Origin of the sequence: Baia soyae (assembly GCF_004341445.1) — a bacterium.
In the GTDB taxonomy this organism is placed as follows: domain Bacteria; phylum Bacillota; class Bacilli; order Thermoactinomycetales; family Thermoactinomycetaceae; genus Baia; species Baia soyae.
On the sequence record NZ_SLXV01000027.1, the window covers coordinates 1 to 23,599 of the forward strand.

General features: G+C 41.9%; 24 protein-coding genes and 1 pseudogene. 9 read left to right on the plus strand and 16 right to left on the minus strand.

Annotated features, from left to right (window positions below; translation table 11 throughout):
* Positions 1 to 153: 153 nt before the first annotated feature.
* The 7 genes and pseudogenes from EDD57_RS09140 to EDD57_RS09170 form a co-directional block, all read right to left on the minus strand.
* Positions 154 to 822: a hypothetical protein gene (locus tag EDD57_RS09140; protein ID WP_131849155.1), complete on the minus strand. Its 669-nt coding sequence runs from the start codon at positions 820 to 822 to the stop codon at positions 154 to 156.
* Entirely contained in the window at positions 782 to 2,422 is a 1,641-nt protein-coding gene (gene ggt / locus EDD57_RS09145) for a gamma-glutamyltransferase (protein ID WP_131849156.1), read from the minus strand. Before ggt ends, EDD57_RS09140 begins: the two co-directional genes overlap by 41 nt.
* Complete coding sequence (locus EDD57_RS09150; RefSeq protein ID WP_131849157.1) at positions 2,419 to 3,582, minus strand: CapA family protein; 1,164 nt, start codon at positions 3,580 to 3,582, stop codon at positions 2,419 to 2,421. The genes ggt and EDD57_RS09150 overlap by 4 nt, the downstream gene beginning before the upstream one ends.
* A 16-nt stretch (positions 3,583 to 3,598) precedes the next feature.
* Positions 3,599 to 4,060, minus strand: a complete 462-nt coding sequence (pgsC, locus tag EDD57_RS09155; RefSeq protein WP_131849158.1) for a poly-gamma-glutamate biosynthesis protein PgsC — start codon at positions 4,058 to 4,060, stop codon at positions 3,599 to 3,601.
* Between the two features lie 131 nt (positions 4,061 to 4,191).
* Positions 4,192 to 5,346 (minus strand): annotated as a pseudogene (gene pgsB, locus EDD57_RS09160) (poly-gamma-glutamate synthase PgsB); the annotation flags it as partial.
* 291 nt (positions 5,347 to 5,637) lie between these two features.
* A complete protein-coding gene (locus EDD57_RS09165) occupies positions 5,638 to 6,204 on the minus strand; it encodes a DUF4309 domain-containing protein (protein WP_131849160.1) in 567 nt (188 codons plus the stop codon).
* 54 nt (positions 6,205 to 6,258) lie between these two features.
* Positions 6,259 to 6,825: a DUF4309 domain-containing protein gene (locus tag EDD57_RS09170; protein ID WP_131849161.1), complete on the minus strand. Its 567-nt coding sequence runs from the start codon at positions 6,823 to 6,825 to the stop codon at positions 6,259 to 6,261.
* Between the two features lie 299 nt (positions 6,826 to 7,124).
* Between EDD57_RS09170 and EDD57_RS09175 the strand changes: the two genes are divergently transcribed.
* From EDD57_RS09175 to EDD57_RS09185, 3 genes are read left to right on the plus strand one after another with little or no spacing between them, the layout of a single operon-like run.
* Entirely contained in the window at positions 7,125 to 7,823 is a 699-nt protein-coding gene (locus tag EDD57_RS09175) for a lysophospholipid acyltransferase family protein (RefSeq protein ID WP_131849162.1), read from the plus strand.
* Between the two features lie 4 nt (positions 7,824 to 7,827).
* On the plus strand, positions 7,828 to 9,324 hold the full coding sequence (locus EDD57_RS09180; RefSeq protein ID WP_131849163.1) for a phytoene desaturase family protein: 1,497 nt from the start codon (positions 7,828 to 7,830) through the stop codon (positions 9,322 to 9,324).
* Positions 9,325 to 9,368: 44 nt separating this feature from the next.
* Positions 9,369 to 9,641: a hypothetical protein gene (locus EDD57_RS09185; RefSeq protein ID WP_131849164.1), complete on the plus strand. Its 273-nt coding sequence runs from the start codon at positions 9,369 to 9,371 to the stop codon at positions 9,639 to 9,641.
* Positions 9,642 to 9,675: 34 nt separating this feature from the next.
* Here EDD57_RS09185 and tatA read toward each other — a convergent pair whose 3' ends face one another.
* A complete protein-coding gene (gene tatA, locus EDD57_RS09190) occupies positions 9,676 to 9,846 on the minus strand; it encodes a twin-arginine translocase TatA/TatE family subunit (RefSeq protein ID WP_131849165.1) in 171 nt (56 codons plus the stop codon).
* Between the two features lie 201 nt (positions 9,847 to 10,047).
* Here tatA and EDD57_RS09195 point away from each other — a divergent pair, with 201 nt between their 5' ends.
* Genes EDD57_RS09195 through sdhB form a run of 3 tightly spaced genes read left to right on the plus strand, consistent with a single transcriptional unit; the run spans position 10,048 to position 13,228 of the window.
* Positions 10,048 to 10,698, plus strand: coding sequence for a succinate dehydrogenase cytochrome b558 subunit (locus tag EDD57_RS09195; RefSeq protein ID WP_131849166.1), 651 nt, complete (start codon positions 10,048 to 10,050; stop codon positions 10,696 to 10,698).
* A 17-nt stretch (positions 10,699 to 10,715) separates the two neighbouring features.
* Entirely contained in the window at positions 10,716 to 12,479 is a 1,764-nt protein-coding gene (gene sdhA, locus EDD57_RS09200) for a succinate dehydrogenase flavoprotein subunit (RefSeq protein ID WP_131849167.1), read from the plus strand.
* Positions 12,476 to 13,228 (plus strand): succinate dehydrogenase iron-sulfur subunit, encoded by a 753-nt coding sequence (gene sdhB / locus EDD57_RS09205; protein ID WP_131849168.1) that lies wholly within the window; start codon positions 12,476 to 12,478, stop codon positions 13,226 to 13,228. Before sdhA ends, sdhB begins: the two co-directional genes overlap by 4 nt.
* 60 nt (positions 13,229 to 13,288) lie before the next feature.
* Here sdhB and EDD57_RS09210 read toward each other — a convergent pair whose 3' ends face one another.
* Positions 13,289 to 14,059, minus strand: a complete 771-nt coding sequence (locus tag EDD57_RS09210; protein WP_243649502.1) for a YidC/Oxa1 family membrane protein insertase — start codon at positions 14,057 to 14,059, stop codon at positions 13,289 to 13,291.
* Between the two features lie 203 nt (positions 14,060 to 14,262).
* On the opposite strand from EDD57_RS09210, the gene EDD57_RS09215 reads away from it, so the two are divergent.
* Complete coding sequence (locus EDD57_RS09215) at positions 14,263 to 14,982, plus strand: YebC/PmpR family DNA-binding transcriptional regulator (protein ID WP_131849169.1); 720 nt, start codon at positions 14,263 to 14,265, stop codon at positions 14,980 to 14,982.
* A gap of 618 nt (positions 14,983 to 15,600) precedes the next feature.
* A complete protein-coding gene (locus EDD57_RS14965) occupies positions 15,601 to 17,748 on the plus strand; it encodes an alpha-helical endospore appendage domain-containing protein (protein ID WP_131849170.1) in 2,148 nt (715 codons plus the stop codon).
* A gap of 163 nt (positions 17,749 to 17,911) precedes the next feature.
* Here the strand turns inward: EDD57_RS14965 and EDD57_RS14410 are convergent, their stop codons facing one another.
* From EDD57_RS14410 to EDD57_RS09240, 5 genes are all read right to left on the minus strand, one after another.
* Positions 17,912 to 18,079 (minus strand): hypothetical protein, encoded by a 168-nt coding sequence (locus EDD57_RS14410; RefSeq protein WP_165873742.1) that lies wholly within the window; start codon positions 18,077 to 18,079, stop codon positions 17,912 to 17,914.
* 372 nt (positions 18,080 to 18,451) lie between these two features.
* Complete coding sequence (locus EDD57_RS09225) at positions 18,452 to 18,625, minus strand: DUF1878 family protein (protein WP_131849171.1); 174 nt, start codon at positions 18,623 to 18,625, stop codon at positions 18,452 to 18,454.
* A gap of 64 nt (positions 18,626 to 18,689) precedes the next feature.
* On the minus strand, positions 18,690 to 19,148 hold the full coding sequence (locus EDD57_RS09230; protein WP_131849172.1) for a hypothetical protein: 459 nt from the start codon (positions 19,146 to 19,148) through the stop codon (positions 18,690 to 18,692).
* Positions 19,149 to 19,168: 20 nt separating this feature from the next.
* Positions 19,169 to 19,648: a hypothetical protein gene (locus EDD57_RS09235; RefSeq protein ID WP_131849173.1), complete on the minus strand. Its 480-nt coding sequence runs from the start codon at positions 19,646 to 19,648 to the stop codon at positions 19,169 to 19,171.
* Between the two features lie 279 nt (positions 19,649 to 19,927).
* Positions 19,928 to 20,212, minus strand: a complete 285-nt coding sequence (locus tag EDD57_RS09240; RefSeq protein ID WP_131849174.1) for a hypothetical protein — start codon at positions 20,210 to 20,212, stop codon at positions 19,928 to 19,930.
* A 246-nt stretch (positions 20,213 to 20,458) separates the two neighbouring features.
* Between EDD57_RS09240 and EDD57_RS09245 the strand changes: the two genes are divergently transcribed.
* A complete protein-coding gene (locus EDD57_RS09245; protein WP_165873743.1) occupies positions 20,459 to 21,850 on the plus strand; it encodes a helix-turn-helix domain-containing protein in 1,392 nt (463 codons plus the stop codon).
* Between the two features lie 123 nt (positions 21,851 to 21,973).
* On the opposite strand, the gene lepB is transcribed toward EDD57_RS09245, so the two are convergent.
* Together lepB and EDD57_RS09255 are read right to left on the minus strand one after the other, a co-directional pair.
* Positions 21,974 to 22,543, minus strand: a complete 570-nt coding sequence (lepB, locus tag EDD57_RS09250; protein ID WP_131849176.1) for a signal peptidase I — start codon at positions 22,541 to 22,543, stop codon at positions 21,974 to 21,976.
* A gap of 135 nt (positions 22,544 to 22,678) precedes the next feature.
* Positions 22,679 to 23,578, minus strand: a complete 900-nt coding sequence (locus tag EDD57_RS09255; protein WP_131849177.1) for a DUF1002 domain-containing protein — start codon at positions 23,576 to 23,578, stop codon at positions 22,679 to 22,681.
* Between the last annotated feature and the right edge of the window lie 21 nt (positions 23,579 to 23,599).

Consider the following 23,599-nt stretch of genomic DNA (forward strand, 5'->3'; position numbering starts at 1 on the left):
GATGGAGAAACCATCGCCATAAACGATATTTGAGTCAATTCACACAAAAACCTCTTCTAAACTTGTTGTTCAGAAGAGGTTTGTCTGCAGTCTGAGTTAATAGAATAGAAGAAGCCCACATCCTAGAGAGGATTGTGGGCTTCTTCTATTCTATTAACTATCTATTATTTTGGGTTCGGTTGAATTAGAAGAAGGATTGCTATTAGGTTTTGGTTCGTCCTTTGCGATGAGCTTTAAACCTTGTTGCTTTATGAGACTGATCGTTTGGCTTTTGGACCATTGTCGTTCTTCTACAATTTGCTCGATAAATACAAGGGTCGAAAGATCGTCTAAAATGTCATGAGACTCCCGGGACTCGTACTTTTTTTGAGCTATTGCTAAGTCAGCCTTTATAGCCTCGATGAGTTCTTTACTACTTGTGTTTGAACGATATTCCGGCTTGTCTAATACAGAATGTATTTTTGTAAATTCTTCTTTCGTGCTGGAGACCGGATTACCCCATTCGGGACCAAAGACAACATAGTTTGCATGTTGATGTAAACGATCTAATGAGGTGGCCAGTATATCAAAATCCTTTTTGTAGAAAATCCCAGTATCTTTGTTAAGGAGGGTACCTTTCACTAACTCCTGTCGATATCGGTCAATGGCTTTTTTCTCTTCTGGGGGTAACGTCTCTACTTGGCGAAAATCAATTAATATATATAGAACAAGTCCTAGAATAAAAAACGGAATAAGTACCTTACCAAAGCGTTTCATGCTTTCATTAGATTTTAACGATTTCTTACGAGCCCGAGGCGCGAAATGCTCCATCACGTCTGGCATCAAATCCACCTTCAATCGTGTTTTTACTGTGATTCACTTGAATCCCTTGAACGCCACCGTAAAATAAGCCTGGTGGTTTTACTCGAACGGTATATCCTTTTTGATGTAGTGTATTCTGTACGTCTTCAGGGAGGGGTTGTTCAACATAAATTCGATTTCCTTCAACGAGAAAGCGTGGTTGATCGATTGCTTGTTGCATAGGTTGTTTATATTGAATCAATCTAGTAATTACTTCGGTTAGAATGGGAGTGATTCGCTTTCCCCCAGCACTACCAATCCCGATGACAGGCTGTCCATCTTTCGCAAAAATGGTAGGTGCTGTATAGCTTAACGGACGTTTACCTGGTGTACCACGGTTTGGAGAGGCTTTGTTAATGCTGAAGTTTTTCAATTGATTGTTTAAGAAAAATCCGTGTGTGTATACCCCTGAACCAAAGAAGTTACTGAGAGTGTTTGTAGATGAGACCATCATGCCTGATTTATCAACGATGACAAAATGAGTTGTATTATCATGTTCTTCTTGGTCTGCTAAGGAATCGACGATACTTTTATAACTGGTAGTAAGACGGTTTGGATTAATATCTTGAATGAGGTCCATCATATACTTTTTATCTGTCATATCACCCATGGGAATGGAAGAGTACTTAGGATCTCCTAGAAACTTCGCGCGAGATGTGTTTACACGCTTTTGGATCTCTCCTAATAAATGTATTTGATCAGCTGATAGATCTGATGATTTTTGAACATTTACATCTTCAGACATGAGTAGAGATTGAGCGAGCATGATACCACCTCCAGCAGGAGGACTTGTTAGCATTTCGTATCCTTGATATTTAACTTTAAGAGGTTTTTTGGTATCGGCTTGATACTGAGTAAGATCAGACAAGGTAACTCCTTTAGAAGCTTGGGAGATGCTTTGAGCGATGTCACCACTGTAAAATGCAGAAGAACCTTTTTGTTGAATCAGTTTCAATGTAGTTGCTAATTCTTCTTGTTGTATAAGCTGTTTGGATTGAACAGGAGTCCGATTAGGAAAGAAGTGTGGTAGCTTGGCTACGTTGAGACGGTGTTGTGCATCTCGAAGTCGATTACTTAAAATGGTAGTTGCTTCAAATCCCTTCTCTGCTAATTCGATAGAGGGTTGAATCAGTTTCTCCATTGGCATACTACCAAATTGACTATGGGAAAGCTCCATACCTCTTACAAAACCAGGAACACCGATTCCATCAGCAGGGGTTTCGCCTTCATGGGGGGATATCTCTCTGTAATCAATGATAGTAGGTGATTTTTTCGTGCTATTGGGATGAACCAACATAGTACCACCGCCACCGATTCCAGAACCAAATGGTTCGACAACTCCTAGTGCATAAGAGACTGCAATGGCAGCATCTACTGCATTACCACCTTGTTCTAACACTTTCATTCCTGCATTTACAGCTTCAGGGTGTGCAGCAGCTACACCATATTTAGAAGACTTCTCATTGGTGGGAGAATGCTCTAAATCGGCTTTCTGGCTACTGTTTTTTTGGAAAAAATAAGATGTGATGAGTCCTCCAATAATGATGGTAGAAAGAATGATATGAAAGGTACGATTGTTCATTCTGGAGTCTCCTTTGCTCGTACATTTGTTGTTAGAGTTCGAACAAGCTTATTTCCGTCGCGCTTCCAGGATTGATTCCAACTATCAGTAAACATCATTTCTTCTGTTAGCTGAGAAAATATCTTTTCACGGCGGTAGACATCAGACCAGCCAGAAAGAGGTCTAGGTTGACCCTCTCGGATAAACATAGGATTTAACTCAATCCGTGCTTGTCCATCCTGTAGTAATTTATATTGTACAAGTACACTTTCACGAGTACGTGACCAACCTTGATCGAAAATAAAGTTTCCAAGGCTATAGAAAATCACACCATTTTTGTACACTTCTACGGGTTCTAGTACATGTGGATGGTGTCCAACGACTAGATCTGCACCTGCGTCTACTAAAGCGTGCCCGATATCTTTTTGCCTCGGGTGATAGCCACTGTCATATTCGATTCCCCAGTGGATATGGACTATGACTAAGTCTGCATTTTGCTTTGCCTTTGCCACTAGTGGAAAGAATATGTCTGGATCTGCTGGGAGGACACCCGAGCGATCCTTCTTAGCACCAAATTCTTTAGGTAAAATATCCGAAATCCCTAGAGTAGCGATTTTTATTCCTTTTACTGTTTCATAAGAGATTTTGCTTGCTTCTTTCAAATCTCTTCCTGCTCCAACTGTCTCTATTTTATTTTTCTCAAATGTATGAAGAGTATCAATCAATCCTTGTCTCCCATAATCTTTCAAATGGTTATTCGCTAGATTGACAGAATTAAATCCTATTTTTTTAAGAGCAGATGCCGCTCCCTGTTGGGAGCGTAGATGGATAAATTTATCCGCTTTATGATATCCGTCTGCTAGTACAATTGGATTTTCAAAATTCCCCGTTGTGTAATCGGATACTTTTAGATAAGGAAGTGCATAGCGAAATAGCCCTTCATGACCATAGTTGGGTATGACTACATCACTAATATTTCTACCAAACATCATATCACCGACAAGTGTGACGGTTAATTTACTAGTAAGATCTTTGTCTATCTTTCCAGTGGAGGGTTGGTCCAATAAGTTGAAGACTATGATAAAGACCACCGTCACGGCCGTAGCGATTGTAGTATGGATAGTTGCGTGGCGTTTTTGATTTTTTATATAGATTTGTAGCTTTTGCTGCCAATTTAACATGATCTGCACTCACTTCCTAAAACAGTTGATAAACAAACATAATCAGAAATGTGCCTGCGCTTAACAATAATGTACTTCCTACAGTTGGGATAAAGCCCTGTTTTTGGATGGTATTGGCTATCAATCCAGGCACGATCACTCCAATCCCTCTAAATTCTTGCATCTCAAAAGGGAGATAGGGAAAGAGACTGGGGGCTAATATATCAAATAGAAGTTTGAGTGCGATTCCAACAGTCAGCATAGCTGCAAATTTACGGCGACCATAAAGAATAGTAATACGGGCTACTCCTTTTGTAACGATCAGGTAGGTTAGAAAGCTGAGGAGGAGAACAGAGCCAATAAATATGGGTTGATCAAATACTAATCCCATATAACCTGGAACAACTAGCCCTGCGGGGACAATCCCTACTTTTTCTGCATATAATAAGCTTAAGACAACTCCAATAATCAGTGAAATATATAAATCTGAACCAAACAACGTATTTCCTCCTAGATCATTGCACGACGAGATCTTTTTGGGATTCTCTCTATTCTAGTGCTGTTGATTGTGTCTCGTGTTGACTGTGGTATTCTTGCATCAGTTCTTTGTTGTTTTACGATAGTATTCATCTCTTCAAAGATTTCACAAAGCGGTTCCCCTGATCCATGAATATTACCAACTCCATATATACAACGACCAACCAGTTTTGAACGGATTGCATCCATAATAACTTCTGTGGATTCATTCTCTAAATTTAATAATTGGTTGCAAACAATCCGATTAGCCCTATATTCATCAACTATAGGTTGTGTTGTTTGTCCAATCAGGACGAGGGTATCGATTTGTATGTAAGGAAGTACATCGCGTGCGAATTGTTCTGTTCGGTCAACTCGATCTGCACGACAATTCATAATGACAATTGGATCTTGAGTGGGATAACCTAACGTGGATACTCTCTCCCAAATACTAAGAGTTGAGGACGCATCATTCGCTGCAAATCCGTTTACAAAGTAAGAAGGATTTGAGGAGGTATCAAGTGGAAAAACCCTCATTGCTCCTGGATCAGGATGAGCATGTAACATTCCACGAAATGCAGTCTCTTCATCAATCCCCAGTGCTTCCGCTACTGCAAGGGCGAGAGAAGCATTTTGCGGAAAGACTACATAGTCAAATTGATGTAAAAAATTTTCGGAAATACGAGAATCATCTGCTATATGCACAATTGTATTTCGTTTACGTGCTTGGCGTTTGAAGTATTGAACATACTCTCCCTGCGAGATGATAAGATGACCGTTATAAGGAATGGTGGCTGTAAATGCCTCTGCTACTTGCTTTAGAGTAGGTCCCATTACATCCATATGGTCTTCTAATACATTTACAATGACTCCAATGTTGGCTTGAAGCATTTGTTCTTGAAAAATAATTTGGTAATCAGGATTTACAGCCATGCATTCGCTTACCAAACAGTTGGCCCCTAATTCAGCTGCTTCTGCCACGACTACTTTTTGTTCTCGGATATTTGGCCCTTCAAGACGACGTTTGATCGGCTTCTCCTCTTCGCGATCCCAATAAATCATTCGAGCTGCCGTTCCAGTCGTTTTCCCAACAGTTCGGTAACCGGCTTCTACCATAATCCCAGTGATTAATCGGGTAACGGTTGATTTTCCACGAATTCCATTAATGTTAATACGGAGGGGAATGGAGTCGATATTTTTTTGGTGACGTTTTTTCTCCCAAATACCTAGAAATAACAAAATCCCCAGTGCTAGGGGAATGATCCACATACTCTTTTCACTCCTATGTATAGTATAGATGATGACTAGTAACAGTATATATTTTGGTGTTTTATGAAATACACACCTGTCCATCCTTATATTTATAACATAATTCTTATCATTTTGATCTGTTTTTTTAAAAAAGAAATAAACTCCTGTTTTTGGAAATATAAATAAAAAATCTGCTTGTGTTGAAGTGATTCCAAAAGTTAGACTAGGAATTTAATAAATGAAGAAAAGCACCTCCAACTGCTGGATTTTATTCGTATCCAACAATTGGAGGTGCAGTTTAATGAATCCCTACTTCATCACATCAATGGCTTGCAACTTATACTCATCTGTTCCGTTATTCGAGCAGATAAAAATAGCCTTGTAGCCGCCCGTCTGATAGGTGAGCACGGTTTTTGCTTCGGATTCCTGTGTGTTGGTAGGCTGGCCGAGTTTGCTGATGATGTCTTTGGAGGTGAATTGGATTAAGTCGGAGGCGTAATAGCTAATGGTGGTGATTTGTCCGCCGGTGACCTTGAATTCGGTTGCTTTGTCATTATATGTATAGGTGGTTTCTTTGCTAGAAGAGTTAGGTGTGGCACTAGGTTTGCCCCACTTTTTTTGGACATCTTCGATGGAAGAGCCGATTCCAAAATCGCCACTATTAAATCCCTTGCCAGACTCGGTGAGCTTCTTTATGGTAAGGAAGCTGTTATCATCGAAGGCTGGCACTTCTGTGCTAGGCTCCGATGCGGCTTCTTTTTGCTCGGATGTTTGATTGGGCTTCGTAGCTTGTGCACTTGGTGCTTTGTCGGAAGAGCATCCAGCTATGGTTAGGGCAGTAGACAGGATTATGCTATAAGTAAATAGTTTCTTCATCTTGTTCCCCTTAGATTTTAGATTGTTATTAGAATCTTAAAATAAATTATAACATTAAGGAGTGGTATGAATCGAGTACTGAGTAAGTTTTTGTTCATTTTGGTTTTTGTGCATAGGAAAAACAAACGTAACTGTGGAAGATTTGATGGTATAGGTTAGATTGATCATCCCTCTTCCTTTTATGATGCGACTGGTTTCTCCTAGCTTGTTAACTACATCCTGGTATTGAATAGAAGAAGACCCTTGGTTCCAACGATACATAATGGAAGAGACTTTATCTTGTTGAAATGTAAAGTAGACATGATGGGTTTTGAGATCATAACTATAGTAATCGTCATGGGAAGAATCGGCTTGCGGCTTTCCTAAGGCGGATTCGATGTCCTGTTTCCTAGCTCCTAGCTTAGCTTGAAACGGCTCAGTGATTCTACCTTGCTCTGCACTTATGACTAGTTTATCGATAAGCGGAGAGGTAATCGGATCTTTCGAAGATGGCTGTGATGCTTCAGGTTGAGTTGGAGAGGGTGAGCTTTCTGTTTTGGTCGAGGTACATGCTGTTAAAAGGAAAAAGGCGCTAACAACGCCCATGATTTTGATAGTGGGTGAGAAGAGTTTACGGTTCAAGGCTGTCACTCCTTAAAGGGAATTAATGATATAAGTTTATCAAATATACAACTAAAATTGGGACTTTTTCGAGATTTAGATTCGAATTAAGTTCATTTATAAGAAACATCTTTGTAGTTGTATATGGCATAATTAGAGAAATAAATCCATATAAGAAGCTACATTTTAGTAAGCAGATTTTATTTTTCAAGATTGGGAATTTTATTTGTTTATATGACATTTCGGTATAAACTAGGAGTAGTAGTGACAATCGTAAGTCTGCTACAAGGATATGATCTTCTTAGAGTGGAGGCGCGGACTTGATTTTAGCAGATAAGAGCAGAAGCTTTACTAAGGTTTATCGCATGTACAATCGTTGGTTGTTACGCCGATCTTTCGAGCAAATCTATCTGGATGATAGTGGATTCATGGAGGAAGGACGACCGACTCTTTTTATCGCAAATCATAGTAACTGGTGGGATCGCCTACTGGTACTTCAATTAAATGAGGATGTCTTGAAGAGAGATATGTATGCGATGATGGCCCCAAAAGGGCTAAAAAAGGAGTTTCGCTTCTTTCGTAAGTTAGGCGGATTTTCGATCAATCCAGATTCGACTGTCGAGATTCAGCGATCGCTTAGGTACTCCGTGCAACTCCTGTCAGAGGCGGCTAATCGAGCGTTATGGTTGTTTCCTCAAGGAGAAATGCAACACCAGGAGATTCGGCCGATTCAACTGATGAGTGGACTTGGATCGATTGTGGAGCGGATGTATGACCTACAAGTGGTTCCGGTTCTATTTTATTATACCTACGATGGGAATCGAAAACCCTCTGTATATATTCGGATTACAGATGCCTTAGTGCTGGACGAGGAGTGTCGAAAAAGGAAAATTGCTACCCGAATCGCTCAAGAAGCATTGCAAACTCGATTGGATCATCTCCGTCAGGAAGTCATTTCATGTGAGACTACACATTTTAGTCAATGGATGAAAACGGTGAAATCAAGAAGGGAAGTATGATTTTATGAAAAAGGGTGTGGTGATTGGTGGAGGAATTGCAGGGCTTGTATCAGCTAGTATTCTCTCTGCACAAGGATTCGAAATCACGCTCCTCGAACGGAATGAGCAATTAGGTGGGAAATGTCGAGACATTCGCATGGGAGAGTATCAGTTTGACTTTGGTCCCTCTACGATTACGATGCCGTGGGTTTTCGAGCAAGTATATCGCGAAGCACATTGTACACTCGATCCAGAGCTCCGCTTTCTCCCACTTATGATTAATAGTCGAAACTTTTTTTTAGATAGTAAATTTATCGACCTCACGGCAGATCCAGAGTACATGGCTCATCAGATGGGGGAATTATGCCCAGAAGATAGGCAAAGTCTCGTCGCGTATCTACATGAAACGAAGAGAATGTATGAAGTGGTTGAGGAGATTTTCCTTGAACAGTCCTCTATGAAGTGGAAGGATTTTCTTAATCCAAGCATGACGAAGGCGTTATTTAGCGTTCATGCTTTTCAAACGATGGATTCATTTCATAAACGCTACTTTGAGGATTCGCGTCTTCTAGCGATGATGAACCGCCATGCAACTCAAATGGGTTCATCTCCCTATCAGATTCCTGCCACGCTGGCATTTCCTGCTTATTTGGAGATGGTTCAAGGGGTCCACTATATAGAGGGCGGAAACTATCGATTGATCGAGGCTTTTGCTCGTCTGGCAGAAGACACAGGAGTAAAGGTATGTACACAGTCTGGAGTAGAAGAAGTGTTAGTGGAAAATGGACAAGTGCGAGGAGTTCGTTTGGAAAATGGTGATGATGTCCCTGCCGATTTTGTCATTTCAAATGTAGATGTACGAACGACGCAGGAATCTCTATATCCAGAGGAATATCGGAAAACGGAGCGCGCTGAGCCTACGTTATCTAGCTTTTTGATGTTACTAGGTACGGATCGGAAATGGCCTCACCTCCACCATTATAATCGCTTTTTCCCAGCTGATTCTGGACGTGAATATATCGATATTTTTGAGCAAAAACAATGGTCTTATTCGCCAATGATCTCTATCTGTAACTCTAGCTATACAGAGCCAGAGCGGGCCAAACAGGGCGAAGGAAGCAACCTATCGATCATGGTTCATGTTCCTGCTAATATAGGGAATCAACGAGATGAAAACTGGTTTGAGCGATACTATCAATATCGGGATGAGCTAATCTATCAGTTGGAAGGTACGTGGGGATTAGAGGGATTAGAGGACTCGATTGAAGTTCAGCAGTTATATGGTCCAAAGGAGATCGAGGCGATGTCCGGTGCGTGGCAGGGCTCCCTGTATGGACCTGCGTTACATGGCCGTAAAGCTTTTCTGCGTCCTTCGATGAAAGAGAGCCGTTTTCAAGGATTGTATTACACAGGGGGTTCAACACATCCAACAGGCGGGGCTCCAATGGCTGCGATCAGTGGGATGACCATCGCGAAGATCGTACAACAAGATGCGGAGCATAAAATGAAGGTAAACGTATAAGCATTCCTTAATCGGGCTATTCCTTAAAAGAGGAGGTTTGATAAATGGAAAGTTTGGCTTATGTGATTGTTGGGTTCTGGTTGGCTCTTCTATTTATCGCGGCGCTTATTAGTTTTGTATGTACTCGCTTCTTTTTCAAATGGAGATATCTAAGCCTCTTGCTTGCCTTCCTTATCCCCATGCCTCTATATATGGATTCGGCCAAATGGGGCGTTTTCTTATTCTTCGGAGGGATTCCAGCTGGTATAAGTTTCCTGACGATTTGGCTGACAACGAAATGGATGAATCGAAAACCAAAAAGCGATCGTTCTGCCTGATTAGGTAGGACGATCGCTTTCATATTCTCTATTTCTATGAATTGGTCTTATTTGATTCGTTGTCATCTTTGTCGTTTCCATTTATAGAGCGACGGAAATTTTTAATCGTTTCTCCTGCGGCTTTACCTAGTTCAGGTAATTTTTTTGGACCCCAGAGGAGAAGTGCGACGACGATTAAGATTAATATACCTAATGGCTTTATCATAATTCCTTCAACTCCTGTCATGTGTACCCAACGACATTATAGTCCAGAATGAAGGAGATGTAAAAGGAAGGTTGTGGGGCTGACGAATCGAGTCGTTTCTTGACGCTCTAGCAACTTGGGAGTAAAATTAATAGCGTTGAATCAATCGCTTTGCAATAAAATAAATTTCACTGCGAACCATTATGGATGGGAGGCGCAAAAGTGAGTAGTCAGCGCAGTTTTTTTAACCGTCGGTTACATTCCTTGCTTGGCGTAATACCGGTCGGATTTTTTTTGCTTGAGCATTTGTACACAAATTATCTTGCGACAAAAGGTCCACAAGAATTTATCAAGCAAGTCGAATGGTTATGGGGTATTCCTTTTCTACCCGTGCTAGAAGTTTTCTTTATCTTCTTGCCACTTCTTTATCATGGTGTTTATGGATTGTATATCGCTTTTCAGGCGAAGAACAATCTGGAGCGCTTCGGGACATTCCGTAACTGGATGTTTGTCCTACAACGGATTACGGGTGTAGTCACATTAGTATTCGTGACCTGGCATGTATGGGAAACTCGTCTTCAAGTAGCTTTAAATCAATCTACAGCCGTTGAGCTAACACGTGATTTTGCTCAATTGATATCCAATGATGTTACATTTGTTCTGTATATCATTGCTGTAGTGTCAGCTGTTTTCCATTTTTGCAATGGTATGTGGACATTCCTGATTACTTGGGGAGTCACTGTTGGACAACGTGCACAAAGAGTTTCATTTGCAATCTTTACTTTCTTATTTTTTGCAGTTTCATATTTAGGAATCTCTGCTTTGGTGGCTTTTTCGAAAGCTGATTTCCTCCAACATTTGGCACTGAAGTAGAAGGGAGCTAGTCCAAAATGAATGAAAAAATTATCATTGTTGGTGGCGGACTTGCAGGTCTCGCAGCTGCCATGAAAGCATCCGAAACGGGAGCTAGAGTTCAAATCTTTTCGATCGTTCCTGTTAAGCGCTCTCATTCTGTATGTGCACAGGGTGGGATCAATGGTGCTGTGAATACCAAAGGGGAAGGGGATTCTCCTTGGGAGCACTTCGATGACAGTATTTATGGTGGGGACTTCTTAGCGAATCAGCCACCTGTTAAAGCAATGTGTGATGCAGCGCCTGGAATTATTTATATGATGGATCGTATGGGTGTTCCATTTAACCGTACGCCAGAAGGTCTTTTGGATTTCCGTCGTTTTGGTGGTACCAAGCATCATCGCACTGCGTTTGCGGGAGCAACGACTGGTCAACAGCTCCTATATGCATTAGATGAGCAGGTTCGTCGTTATGAAGCAGAAGGCCGTGTTGAGAAATTCGAGCATTGGGAGTTTCTATCCGCAATCATCGATGACGAAGGTGTATGTCGAGGGATTACAGCGCAAGATCTGCGTACAGGAGAGATCCAATCTTTCGCTGCTGATGCGGTTATTATGGCAACAGGTGGTCCAGGGATTATCTTTGGAAAATCTACAAACTCTGTTATTAATACAGGTACCGCTGCTTCTGCTTTGTATCAACAAGGTGCTTACTATGCAAATGGTGAGTTTATCCAAGTTCACCCGACTGCGATTCCAGGGGATGATAAACTTCGCCTGATGTCAGAGTCTGCTCGTGGTGAAGGTGGCCGTGTTTGGACCTACGATAAAGACGGAAAACCTTGGTATTTCTTAGAAGAAATGTATCCTGCTTATGGAAACCTTGTTCCACGGGATATCGCAACTCGTGCGATCTTTAAAGTTTGCGTAGATGATAAACTCGGAGTAGGCGGAGAAAACGTTGTATTCCTAGATTTATCTCACAAAGACCCTCATGAATTGGATGTCAAACTCGGTGGAATTATCGAGATCTATGAGAAATTCATGGGTGAAGATCCACGTAAAGTCCCGATGAAAATCTTCCCAGCTGTTCACTATTCGATGGGTGGTTTATGGGTTGACTATAACCAAATGACAAACATCCCAGGTCTATTTGCAGCGGGTGAGTGTGAGTACCAGTACCACGGTGCGAACCGTCTAGGTGCGAACTCCTTATTGTCTGCGATCTATGGTGGTTTGGTGACAGGTCCAAAGGCGCTTGAATACGTACGCGGCTTGAAAAAGTCTTCCGATGACATTAACTCTACCGTATTTGAAGCGGCTCAGAAAGAGCAAGCGGACAAGTACGATGCGATGTTTAAAATGAATGGCACGGAAAACCCATACCAGATCCATAAAGAGTTGGGTGAGTGGATGACCGATAACGTAACCGTGGTTCGTTATAACGATAAGCTACAAAAAACGGATGAAAAAATCCAAGAGCTTATGGCACGTTATCAGAATCTAAACATGGTGGACACGCTCCGAAATAACAACCAAGCAGCTCCATTTACTCGTCAGTTATGGAATATGCTTGAGCTAGCACGTGTGATTACCTTGGGAGCCTTGAACCGAAACGAAAGTCGCGGAGCTCACTATAAGCCTGAGTTCCCAGATCGTGACGATGAAAACTTCCTCAAGACAACCAAGGCCAAATGGTCTCCAAATGGCCCTGTGCTAGAGTATGAAGACGTTGATACCTCTCTAATTAAGCCGCGCCCACGCCGTTATGACGTGGCAAAAGAAGGGGGCGGAAGCAAATGAGTGAGCAAAAAACCATTCGCTTAGTTGTGACCCGTCAAGATGGTCCAAACGAAAATCCGTATAGGGAAGAGTTTGTGGTTCCTTATCGTAAGAATATGAACGTAATCTCTGCTTTTATGGAGATCCAGCGGAATCCAGTCAATGCAGAAGGTAAGAAAACGACTCCGATTAACTGGGAATCGAACTGTTTAGAAGAAGTATGCGGAGCTTGTTCGATGATTATTAATGGCCGTCCACGTCAGTCCTGTACGGCATTGATTGATAATCTAGAGCAACCGATTCGCATCGAGCCTATGAACACCTTCCCGGTATTACGTGACCTGATCATCGATCGTGGTCGCATGTTTGATGCTTTGAAGAAAGTGAAAGCTTGGATTCCAATTGATGGTAGCCATGATCTAGGGCCGGGTCCTCGTCAATCCGAAGAGGAGCAACAATGGCGTTATGAGCTATCGAAGTGTATGACATGCGGAGTATGTATGGAAGCATGTCCAAACGTAAGTGGTAAGTCATCGTTTGTTGGACCTTTTGCTGTGGGACAAGTTGCTTTGATGAACTCCCACCCAACAGGTTCGATGCGTGCACAGGAACGGATGGAAGCTCTTATCTCCGATGGTGGACTTCAAGAGTGCGGTAACTCGCAAAACTGCGTACGTGCTTGTCCGAAAGGAATTCCACTTACCAAAGCGATTGCAACCATGAACCGTGCCGCAACGAAGCATATGTTTAAAAAATGGTTGGACTTCTAAACCAAATAAATGGCAATCAAAAAGACACGATCCGAGGATCGTGTCTTTTGCTTTTCCTGCTTACTTTTGATCTGCCAGTTCTAATTTCTTTTTATAGTTATTAAACCAGATGGTTTGCACAACGGAGAAGCTACTGGAGAAGAACCAGTATAGGCCTAACGCAGAAGCGAAGTTCATAGTCGCGATTAGCGTAAAGACTGGGAATATCCACTTCATCATTTTCATTTGCGTCTGCATCATCTGTGCTTGTGGGTTATCTACAGCCGAAGGGCTAGCTTGTTGGGTAGAAATATGCATTTGTAGAAATGTAGCTACTGCTGCAAGGATCGGAAGAATATGATATGGATCTGGCGCCCCTAGCTTCAAGTATAAGAAATCTGCACCTGAGAGGTGAGGGTTTTTAGCAATGGATTGGTACAATGCGAAGAAGACAGGCATTTGTAAAAGCAAGGGAAGACAACCCATTGCTGGATTTACATTATTTTCGCGATAAAGGCGCATCATCTCTTGTTGCATCTTCTGAGGATCTTTTTTATGTTTTTCGCGCAACTGTGTTAGCTCAGGCTGGATCTTTTGCATCCCCATCATGCTCTTCTGCTGTTTCCATGCGATAGGCAGGATCGCAAAGCGGATGATCAAGGTAAGGGCTAAGATGGCAAGCCCATAGGATCCAATTAGGCTATGTAATAGATCGAGTAAATCAGATAGCGGGACAATGAAATAGCGATCCCACCAACTATGTTCTGGATCTAGTTTCGTATTGGTACTACAACCCGTTAATACGAGTATCATCATTCCGATTGCGAGTAAACTACGTGCTTTCTTGCTCAAATGTATTGCCTCCTTCAAATGGCCAGAACGAATCTAGATTTGTATGGTGCTATTTTACTATATGAAGCAAAGAAAAGATAACTAATTTATTCATGTTGACCTCCCTTAACATGTATCCCCGTATGGATAGCCATTTAATCAAATCTAGAAAAATGTTGTATAATAGGGAAGTTACTAGATTCAATGTAGGAGAGAGGTACAATATGGGTCGTAAATGGAATAACATCAAAGAGAAAAAAGCATCCAAAGATGCGAACACAAGTCGTGTATATGCCAAATTTGGTCGTGAGATATATGTAGCTGCTAGGCAGGGTGAACCTGATCCACAAGCGAATCGTGCGTTAAAAGTCGTGCTCGAGCGAGCAAAGACGTATAATGTGCCCAAGGCAATCATTGACCGCGCACTCGAGAAGGCCAAAGGTGGAGCCGAAGAAAATTACGTAGAACTTCGCTACGAGGGCTTCGGGCCAAATGGATCCATGGTGATCGTAGATACCCTTACCAATAATATAAACCGGACGGCCGCCGATGTTCGCGCTAAATTTAACAAGTCTGACGGGAATTTAGGTGTAAACGGCTCTGTATCCTATCTATTTGATGCCACGGCAGTCTTTGGAATAGAAGGAAAGACAGCAGATGAAGTACTAGAGCTATTAATGGAAGCGGATATAGAGGTTCGCGATATATTAGAGGAAGAAGGATCCGTGATCGTTTATGCAGAGCCGGATCAATACCATTTGGTACAGGAAGCATGTAAAAATGTAGGGATTACCGACTTTACTGTCGCGGAATTAACCATGCTAGCGCAAAATGAGATCACCTTACCAGAAGAAGCTCAAGTTAAGTTTGATAGGCTGATCGACGCACTAGAAGACTTAGAGGACGTTCAACAAGTGTACCACAACGTGGATGCAGGCGAATAATAAAAAGAGTAGACCTTTTAACATAGGGTCTGCTTTTTTATGCAAGTTTATGGTTTTATGGGCAATATTGGATGGAATCTAGTTTCTTAATAAATATTTCTATATCTACAGGAGGAACATTGTCAGTTAATGTCGAATAGTGCTTAACGAAGAATGATAAGGTACTAGCCTTAGAAGGAGGAAACAACATGTATCGAGCTGCAGAGCCACCTGACTTCGGTTATACAATATAGTCATTTCATAAATATTTTCTATCTAGAATAGAAGGAATATTGTCTATAAATGTCGAACTTTGGTACTGGAAGAAAGACGAAAGGGGAATTCGCGATGTATTTGTTTGCAGATCCACCAACAGAGTGCTAATGATGAACAGACAACTGCATAACAAGTGACTACTTTCGAGCTAGGGGCCGCTGATTTCCTAGCTTTTTTGCTTTGGTTGAAACATGTAGGAGGTCATAATGTGACTAAATTGAATCCAGTTGTTGAATGTGTAATTATTTCAACAACTGGATTCAATTTAGTTTTGGGCTTTATCAGACAAAGGTTTATAGGTCCTCATTTTTAGTCATATGCATACTATGGGAGTGCTTATTATTTAGATCAAGAGGTGATAATATGTCTCAAGCAAATATACCTAATATTTCACCTAATATTTCTATCACAAGAGAAGATGCCGTAAATTTACTACTATCCTCGATTGCGTTAGAAGAGTTAGGTTTAAGTCACATTATTAATGCTGAGGGAGAAAAACTCCAATACGTTCTAGGCACTCTCCCTGGAGTATCCACATCCTTTCAACCCACCATTAGCGATCTACTTACGATTAACAGCAGTGTTCGCGATACGATTAATGTAATCGGAAAGAAAGAATGGATTTTAAATGAGAAGTTAGTAAATGTATTAGAAACTGACGTTACGATAGGACCTCAAGGACCTCAAGGACCTGCAGGGACCACCGGATCATCAGGAGGTCCTCCTGGACCTCCTGGACCTCAAGGGCCTCAAGGACTTCAAGGACTTCAAGGATTCCAAGGACCTCAAGGGCCTTCTGGACCTCAAGGACCCTCGGGACCTCAAGGTCCTCCTGGACCTCAAGGACCTCAAGGGCCTTCTGGACCCCAAGGACCTCAAGGGCCTCAAGGCGGTACGGGAGGCACAGGGCCTCTTGGACCTCAGGGACCTCAAGGACCCCAAGGACCCCAAGGACCTCAGGGACCTCAAGGGAACACGGGAGCTTTTACGACAGGTGATTTTTTATTCTTGGTTCAAGGGAATTCAGGCTCAAGCGGAAGTGTGCCACTCGGTTTCGGAGACACACTAAACTTTCTATCCAATACATTAGAAATTTTAGTAACTCCTGGATCGGCAAATGTGCATATAAACGTGGCTACTGGGCCTTCGGGCACCTTCGCGAACATCATTAAAGGAATCGTCGAGCAACTCGGTCTTACTGGGATTACAGGAGTTACGGGCGCTAGCGTGACGGGAGCAACCGGCGCTACTGGACCTTCGGGCACGGACGGCCTAACGGGGGCCACTGGGCCTTCGGGAGCGGACGGCTTAACAGGGGCTACTGGACCTTCGGGAGCAGACGGTGTTACTGGCGCTACTGGGCCTTCAGGCGCGGACGGCCTAACGGGGGCTACTGGACCTTCGGGAGCGGACGGCCTAACGGGGGCCACTGGGCCTTCGGGAGCGGACGGCTTAACAGGGGCTACTGGACCTTCGGGAGCAGACGGTGTTACTGGCGCTACTGGGCCTTCAGGCGCGGACGGCCTAACGGGGGCTACTGGACCTTCGGGAGCGGACGGCTTAACGGGATCTACTGGACCTTCGGGAGCGGACGGCTTAACGGGAGCCACTGGGCCTTCGGGAGCAGACGGCGTGACCGGCGCTACTGGACCTTCGGGTGCGGACGGAGTAACGGGAGCCACCGGCCCATCTGGAGCAGACGGAGTAACGGGATCTACTGGTCCATCCGGAGCAGACGGAGTAACGGGATCTACCGGCCCATCTGGAGCAGACGGAGTAACGGGATCTACCGGCCCATCTGGAGCGGACGGAGTAACGGGAGCCACCGGCCCATCTGGAGCAGACGGAGTAACGGGAGCCACCGGCCCATCTGGAGCAGACGGAGTAACGGGAGCCACCGGCCCATCTGGAGCGGATGGAGTAACGGGAGCCACCGGCCCATCTGGAGCGGATGGAGTAACGGGAGCCACCGGCCCATCTGGAGCGGACGGAGTCACAGGATCTACTGGCCCAACCGGCGTCACTGGAGAAACCGGCCCCACTGGACCTAGTGGTCCATCTATAGTCGCAAATAATGCAAAATTCCTGCCGTCTGGAACTGTTCCTACGGGGGCGCTCGTAAATATTGGCCTTACTCAAGCTTTTAACAACAGTAATGGTAGTATTAGTCTTTCAGGAGGAAATACCATCGTTTTGGCTCCCAATAGTGTCTTTTATGTTTCTGCAAACATTAGAGGGAATTATAGTCCAGGAACAGCCGACTTCATAAATTTAGAAATTAATGGACAAATGAATGGTGGAGGCGGCATAGTGATGACAGAACAAGAGTCAATCGCTGGAGTATCTGGAGCTCCGGGTACAAATGCATTTACGATCATGATGGGAGGGATCATACAAACCACTCTTGCCAGCAACCAGCTTACATTCCCAATGCAAGCTGTAACATCACCCCCTACAACTTTATCATTTACTACTAACCGATGTAACATTACTGTTATACAACTCACCTAATGGATTTGATTTGAATTTTAGAAGCGGAGAAGAACAAGCGGAGAAGAACCTCTTCTCCGCTTTGTTTATAGCTAATAAAAACTAGCAACCTTCTCATGGGAGAAAAGGTTGCTAGTTTTTATTTTAATGGCTATTTGGTGAACAATGCTACACTCAAGTCCCTTTAAAGCTTACGCGGATACAAGGCGGTCAAGTCTTCGAATATGCCTTGATTGTGTAATGCTCGAAAAAGCTCTTTAATTGTCTCTTCATTTTGTGTGTCAATCGCTTCCATGAGCAATTGTTTTGCTTCTTGATAGGTAGGGGGTTGGGGACTGTATAGAATATCCATAGACACTCCGGGAATCCCAAAAAGCGTACTTCTCATTTGTCACTTTCGAGAAGGATAAGAATTCAACCATTTCTCGTAATTGAGCCACTTCTCCCTGTAAAAGTTCAAATTCACTCGCAGGCTCTTGGACGTACTTTTATTTGGCAGCTTCCAGTTCTTTCATTCGACGTTTATATTCGTTCAATGAACTGCATCCCCTCGATCCGATAGCAGTCTTGTTTTCAAGCAAGCAGATACTCGCACAATTCTGTATTGATGGACTGATTTTTCATACCCATTAGCAAGTATCTAGGGCTTATGCTATCAGGAAGAATTTTGTCTACATATTTAGAAAACTCATCAAAACTTGGTTCTTGATCTAGGTACAATTCTTTAGGATCGATCCCGAACTGGAATAGAACTGAATAGAGCTTTCACCTGTGTTTCGTTGATATCGTAGTCAATGATGGACATAAAAAATAGATGTTCATCTGACTTTACCATGTGTTGCATTAACTTGATGTGATACCTGAGTTTACCTAACTCATCAGCTATAGCCTTATCCATGCTATCATCTCCTAGCAGTCATCCAACTCTTCTACATCCCTCGTAATCAAGCCTTAAAATCGCTTTACAGCTTATGTGGGTACAAGGTGGTCAAGTCTTGGAATATGCCTTGATTGTGTAATGCTCGAAAAAGCTCTTCAATCGTCTCTTCATTTTGTGTGTCAATCGCTTCCATGAGCAATTGTTTTGCTTCTTGATAGGTAGGGGGATGGGGACTGTATAGAATATCCATAGACACCCCAGGAATGTTTTTCTTTAAAGGTTCTTGACCTGTAAGTCTGTTCGATAGAATGGATTTAACGATTCCTAGACGTGTCCGTGTATCTCCAAAAATATTATGTTGGACACACCAATCCCAAAAAGCGTACTTCTCATTTGTTACTTTCGAAAAGGATAAGAATTCAACCATTTCTCGTAATTGAGCTACTTCCTCTTTTAAAAGCTCTAATTCACTTGCAGGCTCTTGGACGTACTTTTCTTTGGCATCTTCCAGCTCTTTCAGTCGACGTTCATATTCGTTCAACTACTTCACCTCTTATTAGACTAGAATAAAAAGAAATTGATAGCCCACTTGATAGCATCTGCTATTTGCATTGCTGTGCCGGCATTTATATCCATTGGACCTTTTAAGAATTGATACAACCTGGTCTTAATAATTTCCGCAGTCACGTCAGGGATATTGGCTAAATCATCAATTTTGTCAGCAATTGTACCGCTATGCTTTTTGAAAGCCTTCGCTGCTGGACCGTCTAAAAACTTAACCAACTCTCCAACTACACTCCCACCATGTCGAATAGCAAACGCTACAGCTTCCGCCGCCAACTTGACAAGATAACCTCTTATTCCATTTGGTGTTACCCCGTCCTGCTGTATCTCGGTATTTGTTTTTACATTCTGAACAATAGGAGCCTTCGTTTCTGATGCAAAAACTTGTAGGCTTGTACCTAAACCAGTAAGTAAAAGGGAAACAGCGAGTGCTAGTGTTAAAATACATTTTTTCATCCTTACCAAATTTCTTTTCAAGACAGCCAACTCCTTTTCCAGTGAATAAAAAATACGGAGGATGAGCTATCTAAAATCTTCTACATCCCTCGTATTTACATAATGAAACAACCAATGAAAATACCGTAAGGATAGACCGAATACATCAAGCAACTAGATTCTTGCTTCTAAAGGCGGATCGCCTACAAACAGTTTGTACATAGGTCGTGTCTCCTCTAAAAAATGATAGAGAGGGTAAAGCCTGAGAACAGGTGACAAGTAAATAAATGTCGAAATTAGATAAGTGAGGGAGAAACAAGTCTAATCGGAAAAAATATCATACCCATGTCCATAAAAAATAGTGTTGTTGTCGTCCATTTTGAATCGTTTCCATGTGATGTTTGGTAGATAAATCTTCACTTCAGTGTCAGTAGTGATGACAAGTGTCTGCTCTGTTTTTCTACGATTAGCAATATAGACTGCTTCCGTAGTTTCGTCAGGTAGTTGGGTCGTCCGACGTTCTTCCAGATCAAACACTTGTTTCAAAGCTAATTGAGAGCATTTTAAGGCATCTAAAGACTTGGCTTTGATATGAAACCGTAGCATGCTTTTCCCCTCGCTTTATCAAGTTTTCGCAATTATTTACTGCACAAGTACATTCTACTAAGGCAATGTACACATGACAAAAGGCGGCGGCTCTTAAATTCATTGACATATAGTAGAATGTTTAGATATTTTAATTTCGTTTTGTGTTGATTAACACCGGAATTTTATATGCTTGATACAAATGACACAAAAGCCTTGCTTGAGAAGAGATTTTACTTGAAAAATTTTTTAAAAGGTGGGTGTGAGATGGGTAAGGAAAAAATATTTGTATCTGAAAAACTAGGGAGCACCATTCGAAAGACAAGAAAGAAACTGCGCAAAACTCAAGAGAGTGTGGCTAATGATATATGCGAAGATTATGGGATCAAAATTAGTGCAACATATATCTCAGACATTGAGAGAGGTGTTGAGCATTTTAATAAAGAAAAACTAGAGATTGTATGTACTTATTTCGATATAAATATGGACGATATAAATGAACAGCCGACTCTGAACCAAAGTGAATTTTCTACCATTGAATATCTAAAAGTTATTGAAGTACAGATGTCAGATTCACCAGAAGTTGCAATGGAGGCATTACGGCAGTATGAGCAAACATTTAAATATATAAATGGCTCAGATAGTCCTATCATTCGCTTATATGCTTCCTATTTACGTGGAAGGTTCGCCTCTTTACGTCATAAGCAGGACGATGCACAAAAATACTTTCAACAAGCAATCCATATTGGAGAGAACTATCCAGATCTTTCAGAGACGAATCTATTACCGATTTGTTATTATCAGATGAGTCGATTGTATAATTATCAGAATCGCTTACAAGAAGCGCTAGATTATGTAAATAAGGGATTTAGTTCTTTCAATGAGCATGGAGAACGTAGCTATATTTATTATGTACTAAGCATTAATAAGGCCTCTATTTACATGAAGTTAAAGAAGTATTCATATGCTTTATCCGTAATAGAAAATGTCTGGGATGATGTACGTTTTCTAACTTATTCGGATGCTAAACTAAATCTTTACCAGCAACGTGTAGAGTTACTAAACAAGTTGGAGCGGTTCGAAGAGGCCATCAGAATTGCCTTAGTTGGTTTAGATTTAGCTCGATTGGATGGTAACAATGATAGAAAATTCGAGTTATTATCTAGTTTGGGAGAAGCAAACGCAAGGCTTGGAGATTTTAAAACAGCTAAAAAATATTTTCAATTGGCACAGTCTCTGGAGGGGAAGATTACAAACAAATCATTGGCTATTACAACCTACTGTAATCTTGGGAGAATATATACGCAATCTGGAGAAGTATCCGAAGCAGAATCTATGTTAGGTTCCGCGGTTAAGTTGGGGAGAGAGCTTAATGACTATCGTTTATGTGAAGCATTAGTTGCTCAAGGTGAATATTATTATCTAAGGAACAAGCGCAATAAAGCAAGAAAGGTACTAGAAGAATGTTTAAATCTATCAGAAAGATTCGATATTGACTCGATAAGAGATCGTGTTCTACTATTATTAGCAAGGTTAACTTATTCATCTGATGATAATAAGTATGTCTCTGCTTTGCTATCTTCTCTTGTTGAAAAGATGTTAGGAGGTAGGGATATGTTATTCCACCACGATCCACCAGATACAGATATTCTTCCTTAGTAATGATCCCATAACGGGTTGAGGAAGCATTGCAATTATGCTTAATACGTTATTAAGTAAACCAAAACGAAAAGAAGCAACCTTTTCTCACACAAGAAAAGGTTGCTTCTTTTCGTTTAAATGCTATTTAGTAAACAATGCTACACCTAACACATGATCAATCGGAACAGCCCCTATGCTGCGGCTATCGCGACTATGGTTTCGATTATCGCCTAATACAAAGACAGAGTCTTTTGGGACGGTATAAGGCAATTGTACCTCTACAGGGTTAGTGGCATTCATGGCTTCTTTGATATACGTTTCGTTTAGCTTTTGGCCGTTTCGATATAGCTGGTTGTCTTTGATATCTATGACATCTCCAGGTTTTCCAATTACTCGCTTAATCCAAATATTATCGCTGTGATTTCCAGTCAGTAAACGTACCAACCCATTATCAGACAAATCATCTTTAAAAGAGCGTTTCTGTGATACACGGCTATCGATGATCACAATTTCACCGTAATTTGGATGATAGTTAAATGTGTTCGGTAGTTTCGAGATAATAATTTGTTCTTGTTCGTGAAGTGTGGGTTCCATCGATTTTCCTAGCACTTTGGTTGGCTGTACCACGTAAATGCTGAGGATGAGAGCGACTACGATTCCGAGTAAAATGGAAACGAACCAAGAAAACGATTGTTTTACGATTTTCGGCATAGGCATGCCCTCCATTATTTCATCTGCCAAGGGGCTATTTATTACATTCATTGTAAATCAAATTGGCACCTTTGTGGTAAGTGTTTTTTGTGAAAAAAACTAGCCTTATCGTGCAAGGCTAGTCGGGTTGGATCATTATTTAAATAAAGAGCTAAAGAAGTCTGCGATGGCTCGGAAGATACTAGCAATCCATTCTAGGATCGAATCGAGAATGCCTTTGGCCTCATCTGAGCTTAATACCTTCGAGATGTCCCCACGCAATTTATCCAACTGCCCGCTAATCGCACCCCAGTCAATATTTAAGCTACTGAAGTTTTGTGAGAATTGCACCATGTTATTCATGGTTGCTTGGTCGAGGTTGATGTTAAATTGGTTGGACATATTGACGATGATGTTCTTATATTCTTCCACTGTTTTTGGCTTTTGAGTGGCGATTTCTTCTTTCACCTTGTTGACAAACTGAGCTGCTTTGTCACCTGTGATTCCTGCTTTTTCGGCTATATCTTGTGTACGAACCATTTCTTCGTTCGCTACTTGTTTTTTGTTTTCATCGATCTTTTGACCTGTTGCTTTTTCAAAGGCTTTAATGATCCCTGTGAGTGCAGCAGTACCAGATACTTTAAAAGGAGCCGTAACGTAGATATCAGCATCTTTTACGCCCGCAGTAATGGCAGCATTTGCATACATGGCTGGAGAGATACTGGTAATATTATTGGTTTTCACCGCGATCCCCTTACCAGAATCGGTCAAGGTAATTTTCGCGGAAGAAAGGGCACGATTCCCAATCACAGCTTTACTAAGATATTTGCCAAGATAGGTATGCTCTTCTTGGTTTGTAACCGTTACTTGCTTTACCTTATCATCAACCTGCATTTCGGTCATAAGCTTTTGCTTATCAGCAGCAGCTAGGTCTTGACCAAATGTGACTACGGTTTCACCTGCTACCGCATCAGCAAATGAGATGCTTTGTGCAGTTAATGTAAAGGCTGTTAACCCCGTTACAAGCATGATCGACAACTTTTTTAAGAACTTCATAAATGAAGTACCTCCCATAAA